This window comes from Cyclobacteriaceae bacterium (assembly GCA_025808415.1).
In the GTDB taxonomy this organism is placed as follows: domain Bacteria; phylum Bacteroidota; class Bacteroidia; order Cytophagales; family Cyclobacteriaceae; genus UBA2336.
In genome coordinates this window covers 820491-832346 of the sequence record CP075525.1, presented here as the reverse complement: position 1 = coordinate 832346, position 11856 = coordinate 820491, and the positions used below count along the sequence as shown (strand labels likewise).

Sequence of the window (11856 nt, the reverse complement as noted above, 5' to 3'; positions counted from 1 at the left end):
GAGGGTTTATACCTGAGGCTCGCCTTTGGTAAACCATTTGTTTTTCAACCGTTTGGCGGAATTTTTAATAACCCCCATATAAATTTCATAGGAGTCTCCAACCAAGGCTATAGCCGCCAGGGTAATCGTGGTATCGAACTTATAGCTAAACAAGTCAAAAACCTCCACCATAATCAACGTTAAAATCACAAGTTCAGCAACCTGTATCAGCTTGGTTATACCATCATACCAGTCGGGCAACTTGATGTAGATTAGCGAAAATAATGCCACGTTTAAGTAGCACAAAACAATGGCCAAAAGCCACTCCTGCCACTCATCCATGGTGTCTACATAATCCTCGTTAAGGATCATGGATACAATATTGGCATGCACTACCACCCCAAACATATCGGGATTGGCTTTGCCGGCCATTTTGAGGTTTAACGGAGTAAAAAACTTATCGCTCCAGGAAGGATCTCCGAACTCCTTTCCCAGGAAACCAAAGATGACCACTTTTCCTTCGATCATGGAGGGCAAAAAGTTTTCGGTAAAAACATCATCTACATCCAGCGTATAAAAAACCTGTGGGTATTTTGTTTGCCCAAAAAAGTCGGCAATATTTCCGCGGTAGTTGATTACTTCTGAAAAATTATCTCGCTGCAAAAATTTTTTTGTTCGGGCAGAATCGTAGATCAAAGCCATTTGCACCGCAAAAGCAAAATGTTCCTTTCCGTTTACTTCCATTTTAGGATTAAAGGTTCTGCAGGTTTTAACATCGTCCTGATAGGCCGCCTCCGTTTCTAAACTGGCGTACCCTTCGGCAAACATTACATCCGTAAAAAGTGGATCAGACACCTCTAACGAATCATAAACATCTTCAACATCTTGCCGGCTTAAGGCTAAAGACTTAAGCAACTTGCTCACCAATACAACATTTCCGGCTTCTTTTATGGCATCACTAAGCATAATATTACCGATTGAATCCTTTAGCGGAGGGCAAAATACAGTGTCGCGCGGAAGTCCCTGGCAATTGTAGAAGCCATCGATACCAATTACTTTAGGTTTGTGCTGACTGATTATCCGGATTTGTTCGGCTACTTGTCTCCTGCTCAGTTCACCAATGTTTACTACAACAATGTTCGTGTCAAGAGGAGGATCTTCTCGAAGCTGTGAAAAGACATAATCCGTCAATTCCACATCGGCCAACGCCTGGCCAATCGAATCAAACGCATCAAATAGCCTAAGTTGTGTTAACCTGTAGATTCCTCCCATCAACAGGAAGATAAACAAGGTGGCTATTGCGGCATCAATCCAGAAATATTTATTCATGAGGGGGTTTGGTATCAGGTAAATTTAGAAATTTAACCACTTATTCATAAATCAATATACCTTGAAAGCCCGGCTTGACCTGCAAGAATATGTAAATGGAATACTTCAGGGTGACCGGGTAGTGCTGGCGAAAGCCATTACCCTGGTTGAAAGTGAACTTCCGTCCGATCGTGCATTGGCCGATCGTCTTTTGGAGGAGGTGCTGTCTAAAACAGGCAACTCCATCAGGGTGGGCATCACCGGTGTTCCGGGCGTTGGGAAAAGTACATTTATTGAAGCCTTTGGAAAGTATGTTACCGGCACGCTGAAAAAGAAAATTGCCGTGCTTACCGTTGACCCAAGCAGCCCACTGACCAAGGGCAGCATTTTAGGCGACAAAACACGGATGGAAGATTTGGCCAAAAACCCGCTGGCATTTATCCGACCATCGTCATCAGGTGAGGCCCTGGGGGGAATAACCCACCGAACGCGCGAAGCTATTCACCTATGCGAAGCGGCCGGCTTTGAAGTAATGCTGGTTGAAACTGTTGGCGTTGGTCAATCCGAAACAACTGTAAAAAAATCGGTTGATTTTTTTCTGCTGCTGATGCTGGCCGGGGCCGGAGACGAATTGCAAGGCATAAAGAAAGGCATTATGGAAATGGCCGATACAATTGCCATTACCAAAGCCGATGGTGACAATAAAAGAAAGGCTGCCGAAGCACAGGCCGAATACCAACACGCCTTGCACCTGCTTCAACGCAACGAAACAGAATGGATACCGCGTGTTGTAACCTGTTCGGCCATTGCCGGAGAGGGTATTGATGCCCTTTGGAACATCCTCTTGGAATTTAAACACACCTTGACAAAAAATGGTCACTTCGATTCCATGCGCAGGCAACAGCAAGTGGAGTGGATGCGTGAGTGCTTCGATCAACTTCTTAAAATGCGAATTCAAAAATCACCTCAATACCTTGAACAATTAAAAAAGAATGAGCTAAAGGTGCTGAACAAAGAAATTACCCCCCAACTTGCTGCGCAAAACCTTTTGGAAGAATTGATCAAGGGCCTTCGTTAAATACAAAACCATGAAACACTTTCTTTGCCTATTAATCATGTTTGCTCTCCTGGTTTCGTGTACTGCAAAGAAAGAACCTATTAAAGATGACAATTCTGGCATCACTCAAAAACACCTTTTGTACGCAAAAGGATTTACTATTTCATACACTAAAAATTCAACCTTAATTGAAGTTACACAACCCTATCCGGGCGCTGCGTTGCCGCTTAAATACCTGCTGGTAAAACAAGGGGAAGAAATACCACCATATGATAGCGAAACCCGGGTGATCACAGTGCCCATTTCAAAAATTGTATGTACCTCAACAACACACATTCCCTTGTTGGATTACCTTAACGAGAGCAATGCCCTGATTGGCTTTCCTACTACCGACTATATCAGTTCAGAAAAAATGAGGGCACGCATTGATAAAGGTGAAATAGTTGAATTGGGGATTGATAAAGGGATGGACATTGAGCGGATCGCAACACTAAAACCGGACCTTGTTATGGCCTATTCCCTGTCGGGGGATTTCGGGCAGTTTAAAAAAATTGAGGAACTGGGATCACCCGTTATTATTAATGCTGAGTACCTGGAAGAGCATCCTCTCGGCAGGGCTGAATGGATAAAATTTATTGCACCGTTTTTCAACAAAGAGAAACTGGCAGATTCGGTATTTCGGTCAATTGAACAGGCTTATCAACGAACTAAAGAAAAGGCTGCGCACACACAAACAAAACCAACCGTAATGAGCGGTATTGTTTATGGCGATACATGGTTTTTGCCGGGCGGGAAAAATTTTGCTGCCCAATTAATATCCGATGCCGGTGGGCATTACTTGTGGGAAGAAAACACATCGAATGGGTTCCTTCAGTTGAGCTTTGAATCGGTGTACGAAAAAGCATATAAGGCTGATCTATGGATCGGGGTGGCTTCTTTCAAATCATTAAAGGAAATTGAATCGGCCGATAAGCGCTACGCCAAATTCAGGCCTTTCCAAACAAGCCAGGTCTATACGTACGATGCACGCAAAGGGGCCAAAGGGGGAAGCGAGTTTTTAGAATTGGGGTATTTGCGCCCGGATTTAATACTTCAGGATTTGGTTAAAATAATCCACCCGGATTTGTTGCCTGAACACACGCTATACTTTCATAAAAAACTTCAATAAAAAAGAAAGCCACCAGTACATCGTGCTGGTGGCCGCTTTTTAAATTCATAGAAAAATGAAACTACACTTTGATTTCTACATCAACACCACTAGGAAGTTCAAGTTTCATCAAGGCATCCACAGTTTTTGCACTGTTTGAGTAAATGTCAACCAGGCGCTTATAGGTACACAGTTGAAATTGCTCACGAGACTTTTTGTTTACGTGAGGCGAACGTAACACCGTGAATTTTTCCTTTTCTGTAGGCAAAGGAATGGGGCCGCTCACTACTGCGCCAGTTGCTTTTACTGCTCGCACAATTTTCTCAGATGACTTATCAACCAAATTATGGTCGTAAGACTTGAGTTTGATTCTGATTTTCTGGTTCATGATCTAAACGTCTTTTAGATATTTATTTTGCGGCAACAGCGCCTTTTACTTCGTCAATTACTTTTTCGGCAAGGTTTTTCGGAACCGGTGCATAATGCGAGAACGTTAACGTAGCCGATGCACGACCTGAAGTAATGGTTCGCAAATCAGTAACATATCCGAAAAGTTCGGCCAGCGGAACGTCAGCTTTAATTACCTGGGCACCGCCACGGCTATCCATACCTTTCATGACACCACGTCTCCTGTTCAAATCACCGGTTACAGAACCCGTAAACTCATCAGGAGTCAACACTTCCACGCTCATGATAGGCTCCAGCAATTGCGGGTTACATTTTTTAGCAGCTTCCTTGAAACCAATGCGTGCTGCCAGTTCAAACGAAAGCGAATCAGAGTCAACATCGTGGTAAGAACCGTGGAACAACCTTACTTTCATTGAATCGATCGGGTAACCAGCAAGCGGCCCGTTAACCATAGCCTGCTCGAAACCTTTTTGTACAGGCTGGATAAATTCACGGGGAATTACACCACCAACAATATCGTTAATAAACTCAAGTCCTTCTTTTCCATCTTCGCGGGGGCCAATCTCAAACACAATATCAGCAAACTTACCACGACCACCGGTTTGCTTTTTGTAAACTTCCTTATGCTCAACAGAAGAGGTAAGCCATTCTTTGTATGCGACTTGCGGAGCACCTTGATTGATCTCCACTTTGAATTCGCGCTTCAAACGATCAATAATAATTTCAAGGTGCAATTCACCCATACCACGAAGGATGGTTTGCCCTGTTTCCTGATCGGTGTGTACGCGAAGGGTAGGATCCTCTTCAACAAGTTTAGAGATTGCCATACCTAACTTATCCACATCGGCCTGTTTCTTAGGTTCAATAGCATAACCAATTACAGGCTCAGGGAATACCATTGACTCCAATACCACTTTACGTTTCTCATCGCAAAGCGTATCCCCTGTTTTGATGTCCTTAAAACCAACTACCGCTCCAATATCACCAGCGGTTAAGCGCTCAATCTGGTTTTGCTTGTTAGCATGCATTTGGAATACGCGAGAAATCCTTTCTTTTTGATTGGAACGCGTATTAAAAACGTATGATCCTGACTCCAGCACACCAGAATAGGCACGGATGAAGCACAAGCGACCAACAAATGGGTCGGTAGCGATTTTAAATGCAAGCGCTGTAAATGGTTCTTTATCGTCAGGCTTAATGGTTACTTCCGATTCATCATCCGGGTTTGTTCCGATAATATTATCCTTATCGAGCGGTGATGGTAATAACTCCATCACGTAATCCAGCATGGTTTGAACGCCCTTATTTTTGAAGGACGAACCACAAACCATCGGAACGATGGCCATGTCAATGGTAGCTTTACGGAGCGCGGTAATTACCTCTGTTTCCGTAATGGTTTCAGGATCGTTGAAGAATTTTTCCATCAGCGACTCATCATACTCAGCCACGGCTTCCAGAAGTTTCTCGCGGTATTCCTTTGCCTCCTCTACCATATCTTCCGGAATAGGAACAACCTGGAAAGTCATCCCTTTGTCCTCTTCATTCCATATAATACCCCGGTTGTTCACCAGATCAACAACCCCTTTGAAGTTCTCCTCGGCACCAATTGGCAATTGCAGGGCCACAGCCTTGCTGCCCAATTTCTCCTTCACTTGCTTGCAAACACCAAGGAAGTCAGCCCCGGCACGGTCCATTTTATTTACAAAACCAATACGTGCTACTTTGTAATTATCAGCCAGGCGCCAGTTCGTTTCAGATTGCGGCTCAACACCATCAACTGCACTGAACAAAAACACAAGTCCATCCAACACACGCAGTGAGCGATTTACTTCAACGGTAAAATCAACGTGACCGGGTGTATCAATAATGTTGACGTGGTATTTGTTGCCTTTGTAATTCCAATAAACAGTTGTAGCAGCAGAGGTAATGGTAATACCACGCTCCTGCTCCTGGGCCATCCAGTCCATGGTTGCAGCACCATCGTGAACTTCGCCAATTTTGTGGTTTACACCAGCATAGTAAAGGATGCGTTCAGTAGTGGTTGTTTTGCCCGCATCAATATGCGCGGCAATTCCAATGTTTCTTGTGTATTTAAGATCGCGTGCCATTCGTAGTCCTGCTCCTCAATTAAAATCTGAAATGTGAAAAGGCTTTGTTTGCCTCAGCCATGCGGTGTGTATCATCTTTCTTTTTGATTGCAGCACCTTCGCCTTTTGAAGCTGCTATAATTTCACCTGCCAACTTGTCCATCATGGTTTTCTCGCCCCGCATGCGGGCATAGTCGATTAACCACTTTATGCTCAGGTTGATTTTACGCTCAGGGCGAATTTCAACAGGTACCTGAAAAGTAGCCCCACCAACACGCCTGCTCTTCACCTCTACAGAGGGCATTAGGTTGTTCATGGCACGCTTCCAAACCTCCAGGCCATTCTCATTGGTTTTTTTCTCAACCAATTCTATGGCATCATAAAAGATAGCGTAGGCAGTGCTTTTTTTACCCTGTTCCATTAAGTAGTTCACGAACTTAGTTACCAACGTATCCTGGAATTTTGGATCAGGGAGCAGGTATCTCTTTTTGGGTTTTGCTTTTCTCATGAGCTTGTATAATTATTTTTTAGCGCCTTTTGCAGGGGCAGCAGCGGCACCGGCTTTAGGGCGTTTTGCACCATATTTTGAACGGCTTTGGAGCCGACCATTAACACCGGCAGTATCCAATGCGCCACGAACAATGTGGTAGCGAACACCCGGAAGGTCTTTTACCCTGCCACCACGGATCAGTACAATAGAGTGCTCTTGAAGGTTGTGGCCTTCTCCAGGAATGTAAGCGTTAACCTCCTTTTGGTTGGTTAACCGAACCCGCGCCACTTTACGCATAGCCGAGTTAGGCTTCTTCGGTGTAGTGGTATACACACGGGTACAAACACCCCTGCGTTGAGGGCATGAATCAAGGGCTGGAGATTTTGACTTGGAAGTCAATTTTCTTCTGCCTTTTCGCACAAGTTGTTGAATGGTCGGCATTTATATCAGTTTATTATAAACCTCTTAAAAATTAGGACTGCAAAGGTATTATAAAGAAAGAAAGGATACAAAGCCTTTGGAAAAGATTTTTGGTGAGGTTTTATGCGTTTCTACGCTGTTTTGACTGTTTTTTAACTAAGCCTCGCCCATGGTACCTCCAAAATTCATGGGGAATTTTGGCATATCAGGAGTTTGCTTGATAGGGCCAAAAGAGTTCTCGTACTTGTCGATATTATCCTTAAGGGCAGCCAATAAACGCTTGGCGTGCTCAGGTGTAATAATTACCCTCGACTTTACACGTGCCTTGGGAACACCCGGCATTAAACGAATAAAATCAATTACAAACTCGCTATTGGAATGGGCAATCATGGCCAGGTTGGAATAAATGCCCTCGGCAATTTCCTCAGATAGTTCAATATTGATCTGATTTGGAGCTTGCTTATCTTTTTTGTCTTCGGCCATTCGTATTCAGATTAAGTCACTGGTCATCAGTCACTTCTTTAATAACTGATGACCAGTGGCTATTAATTTTAGTCCTGCAATTCCTTTTCCCGATCTCTCTCCTTGGTGTCAAGGGCGCGGGTAAGGTTATCATACTCATCCTTATGGGTAACGATAATGCTGTTGAACCTACGCTGTCCGGTTCCGGCAGGGATGAGGTGCCCAACGATCACATTCTCTTTCATACCCAATAACCGGTCAGCTTTACCACGAATCGCAGCTTCGCTCAACACTTTCGTAGTTTCCTGGAACGATGCAGCAGACAACCAGCTCTCGGTTTTCAACGATGCCTGGGTAATACCCTGCAACGTTGGCCTTGAAACTGCCGCCAATGCATCACGTACCTCAACCAATTTTTGGTCTTTCCTACGCAAGGATGAATTCTCATCGCGAAGTTCACGGCTGGTTACAATCTGACCGGGCTTAAACTTATCCGAATCACCAGCATCAACAACAACCTTCTTATCCAGTATCTTATCGTTCTCTTCACGGAACGAGAACTTATCAACATACTCTCCGGGCAAGAAGTTGGTATCACCCTGATCAATAATTTCAACCTTCTGCATCATCTGGCTCACGATAGCTTCAATATGCTTATCGTTAATCTTTACACCCTGAAGGCGGTATACCTCCTGAATTTCATTTACCAGGTATTCCTGAACGGCCGTGGGGCCTTTAATTGCCAGAATATCACCGGGTGAAATTGAACCGTCTGACAAGGGCTGTCCTGCTTTTACGAAGTCGTTGTCCTGAACAAGAATGTGTTTTGACAACGGCACCAAGTAACGCTTCTGAACGCCATCGCGTGACTCGATAAATATTTCCCGGTTACCGCGCTTAATTCCGCCATACGTTACAACGCCATCAATCTCACTTACTACGGCTGGGTTCGATGGATTACGCGCCTCGAACAATTCCGTTACGCGTGGCAAACCACCCGTAATGTCACGGGATTTTCCGATTGTGCGTGGTATTTTCACTAAAACCTGGCCAGCTTTGATCTTCTCACCCTCTTCTACGGCTAAGTGAGCGCCCACCGGTATGTTATACGATTTAGTCTCAACCTTGCCGTTTACAATTATCGCTGGGTTCTTCGTCTTATCGCGGGTCTCGGTGATCACCTTCTCGCGGTGGCCGGTTTGTTCATCCGATTCTTCTTTATACGTAATACCTTCAATGATTGCCTCATATCCGATTTCACCATCAAATTCTGAAAGTATCACAGCATTGTACGGATCCCAAAAACATAGCTCATCCCCTTTATCTACTTGCTGGCCATCTTTTACTTTTAAGAAAGCACCGTAAGGAACGTTGTTTGAAATCAACACACGTCCTTTCTCTTTATCCAGGATACGTATCTCACCTGTGCGGCCCATCACCACCTGAACCTTGTTGCCTTCCCTATCGGTAGTGTCAACAAAACGAACGCCTTCAAATTCAACCACACCAGGGAATTTGGCTTTGATGTTTGCATCAACGGCAATGTTTGAAGCCGTACCACCCACGTGGAATGTACGCAACGTAAGCTGTGTACCCGGTTCTCCGATGGATTGTGCGGCAATTACACCCACAGCCTCACCTACTTCAGCCATTTTTCCTGTGGCAAGGTTGCGTCCGTAACATTTAGCGCAAGCACCCATTTTCGATTCACAGGTAAGCACTGACCTGATCTCTACTTCTTCAATACTTGTTTCTTCAATGAGTTTTGCAATCTCATCGGTGATTTCAGCGTTGGCCGGACAAATTAACTTTTCGGTCAGCGGATCATAAATATCATGAACCGTTACCCGTCCTAATATCCTTTCAGATAAAGGCTCAACTATATCCTCGTTATCCTTTAATGCTGTAACCTTGAGGCCTCGCAGCGTGCCGCAATCCCCTTCTGTTATTACAAGATCGTGGGCAACATCCACTAACCTTCGGGTCAGGTAACCTGCATCGGCAGTTTTTAACGCAGTATCGGCAAGACCTTTACGCGCACCGTGTGTCGAAATAAAGTACTCCAATACATCCAATCCTTCTTTGAAGTTTGAAAGGATGGGGTTTTCAATAATGGAACCTACTGAACCGGCAAGGTTCTTCTGAGGTTTTGCCATCAAACCACGCATACCGCCCAACTGACGAACCTGTTCGCGGGAACCCCGGGCACCAGAGTGCATCATCATATAGATCGGGTTGAAACCCTGATCATCCTCTTCCAACTGGCGCATAAGCGTGTTGGTAAGCATGGTATTGGTTCTTGTCCAGATATCAATTACCTGGTTGTAGCGCTCGTTATCTGTAATCAAGCCCATCATGTAGTTGTTCCAAACGGCATCAACTTCCTTCTGTGCTTCCGATACAAACTTTTCTTTCTCTGCAGGAACTTTCACATCATTCAAGCCCATGGATAATCCGCCTTTATAGGCCATTTGAAATCCAAGGTCTTTGATATCATCGAGGAACTTAGCTGTTTTGGAAAGCCCCGCAAGCTTATACACATCAGCAATGATGGTCTGTAGTTTCTTTTTGGTCAGTAGTTCATCAACAAAACCAACTTCTTCAGGAACGTATTGATTGAACAATACCCGACCTGCTACAGTATCAATAGTTTGGTGCTTTAGTTCACCGGTATTCTTATCCCTTACTTTAACCCGCACCTTCACGTGCGCGTGTTTGGCTAGTTTGCCTTCGTTGTGCGCAACAATAACTTCCTCTGACGAAAAGAATCGTTTGCCTTCGCCCAGTACAGGTTTTTCTGCAGTACCTTTTCTTCCCTTTGTAAGGTAGTATAAACCCAGTACCATGTCTTGCGATGGAACGGTAATGGGCGCACCATTAGCAGGGTTTAGAATGTTGTGCGATGAAAGCATAAGTACTGATGCTTCAAGAATTGCTTCTTGTCCAAGCGGCACGTGAACGGCCATTTGGTCACCGTCAAAGTCAGCGTTAAACGCAGTACATACCAACGGGTGCAATTGGATAGCTTTTCCTTCGATAAGTTTTGGTTGGAACGCCTGGATACCTAATCTGTGGAGCGTTGGTGCGCGGTTCAACAGAACAGGGTGTCCCTTCAACACGTTTTCCAAAATATCCCAGATCACAGGATCTTTACGATCAACGATTTTCTTTGCCGATTTGACTGTTTTTACAATTCCTCTCTCAATAAGCTTGCGGATAATGAATGGCTTGAATAATTCAGCTGCCATGTCCTTTGGCAATCCGCATTCATGCAGTTTCAATTCCGGGCCAACAACGATTACCGAACGACCGGAGTAGTCAACGCGCTTACCTAGCAAGTTTTGACGGAAACGTCCTTGCTTACCTTTCAGCATATCACTCAACGATTTCAAGGCACGGTTTCCATCGGAGCGCACAGCATTTACTTTTCGGGAGTTATCGAACAATGAGTCAACGGCTTCCTGAAGCATGCGCTTCTCGTTACGCAGGATTACTTCAGGGGCTTTAATATCAATAAGTCTCTTTAAACGGTTATTACGGATAATAACACGTCTGTAAAGGTCATTTAAATCAGATGTTGCAAACCGACCACCATCCAACGGTACAAGCGGGCGAAGTTCAGGCGGAATAACCGGAACCATTTTGATCACCATCCACTCCGGGCGGTTTTCAACGCGTGTGTTGGCCTCACGGAATGCCTCAACCACCTTCAAGCGCTTTAAAGCTTCAGCCTTACGCTGCTGTGAAGTATCCGTTGCTGCCTGGTGTCGCAGATCGTATGAAAGTGTATCTAAGTCAAGGCGGGAAAGCAACATCTCCAATGCCTCTGCACCCATCTTGGCAATAAACTTTTTAGGATCGTTATCATCCAGCAACTGGTTTTCACGGGGTAGCTTATCAACAATATCGAGGTATTCCTCTTCTGTCAGGAAATCCATTTTGTTGATGCCGTCCTCTTCCTTTATACCCGGTTGGATAACAACAAACCGTTCATAGTAAATAATCTGGTCGAGCTTTTTAGTTGCGAGGCCAAGCAGATATCCAATTTTATTTGGTAATGAACGGAAATACCAGATGTGTGCCACCGGTACAACCAACTCAATATGACCCATGCGTTCACGTCTTACCTTCTTCTCGGTAACTTCTACCCCGCAACGATCGCAGATAATGCCCTTGTAGCGTATACGCTTATATTTTCCACAGTGACATTCCCAGTCTTTAACTGGACCGAAAATACGTTCGCAGAACAAGCCGCCCATTTCAGGCTTATATGTTCTGTAGTTGATGGTTTCAGGCTGTGTCACCTCGCCATGCGAACTCTCCAGTATTGACTCAGGAGAAGCCAGGCTGATGGTGATTTTTGAAAAATCGCTGTTGAATTTTTTATTTTTTCTGAAAGACATCGGGTTGTTGTTTTAGTCTTTAGTGATAATACTAGTTGTTAGTTGTTGGTTGTTAGTTGTTGGTTTCTCAAAACAAATAACCAACAACTAACAAC

General features: G+C 44.5%; 9 protein-coding genes. 2 read left to right on the top strand and 7 right to left on the bottom strand.

Going from position 1 to position 11856, the window contains the following annotated elements; genetic code table 11:
• Positions 1-6: 6 nt before the first annotated feature.
• Positions 7-1308 carry a CHASE2 domain-containing protein gene (locus KIT51_03865; protein UYN87415.1) on the bottom strand — a complete coding sequence of 434 codons (1302 nt, stop codon included), beginning with the start codon at positions 1306-1308 and terminating at the stop codon, positions 7-9.
• Between the two features lie 61 nt (positions 1309-1369).
• On the opposite strand from KIT51_03865, the gene meaB reads away from it, so the two are divergent.
• On the top strand, positions 1370-2365 hold the full coding sequence (gene meaB, locus KIT51_03860) for a methylmalonyl Co-A mutase-associated GTPase MeaB (GenBank protein UYN87414.1): 996 nt from the start codon (positions 1370-1372) through the stop codon (positions 2363-2365).
• Between the two features lie 37 nt (positions 2366-2402).
• A complete protein-coding gene (locus tag KIT51_03855; protein ID UYN87413.1) occupies positions 2403-3512 on the top strand; it encodes an ABC transporter substrate-binding protein in 1110 nt (369 codons plus the stop codon).
• A gap of 61 nt (positions 3513-3573) precedes the next feature.
• On the opposite strand, the gene rpsJ is transcribed toward KIT51_03855, so the two are convergent.
• The 6 genes from rpsJ to rpoC form a co-directional block, all read right to left on the bottom strand.
• Entirely contained in the window at positions 3574-3879 is a 306-nt protein-coding gene (gene rpsJ, locus KIT51_03850) for a 30S ribosomal protein S10 (protein UYN87412.1), read from the bottom strand.
• Between the two features lie 22 nt (positions 3880-3901).
• Positions 3902-6007 (bottom strand): elongation factor G, encoded by a 2106-nt coding sequence (gene fusA, locus KIT51_03845; GenBank protein ID UYN87411.1) that lies wholly within the window; start codon positions 6005-6007, stop codon positions 3902-3904.
• Between the two features lie 19 nt (positions 6008-6026).
• Positions 6027-6494: a 30S ribosomal protein S7 gene (gene rpsG / locus KIT51_03840; GenBank protein ID UYN87410.1), complete on the bottom strand. Its 468-nt coding sequence runs from the start codon at positions 6492-6494 to the stop codon at positions 6027-6029.
• Positions 6495-6506: 12 nt separating this feature from the next.
• Positions 6507-6917 carry a 30S ribosomal protein S12 gene (rpsL, locus tag KIT51_03835; protein UYN87409.1) on the bottom strand — a complete coding sequence of 137 codons (411 nt, stop codon included), beginning with the start codon at positions 6915-6917 and terminating at the stop codon, positions 6507-6509.
• A gap of 135 nt (positions 6918-7052) precedes the next feature.
• Positions 7053-7379 carry a DUF3467 domain-containing protein gene (locus KIT51_03830; protein ID UYN87408.1) on the bottom strand — a complete coding sequence of 109 codons (327 nt, stop codon included), beginning with the start codon at positions 7377-7379 and terminating at the stop codon, positions 7053-7055.
• A 68-nt stretch (positions 7380-7447) separates the two neighbouring features.
• Positions 7448-11761 carry a DNA-directed RNA polymerase subunit beta' gene (gene rpoC, locus KIT51_03825; GenBank protein ID UYN87407.1) on the bottom strand — a complete coding sequence of 1438 codons (4314 nt, stop codon included), beginning with the start codon at positions 11759-11761 and terminating at the stop codon, positions 7448-7450.
• Positions 11762-11856 lie beyond the last annotated feature (95 nt).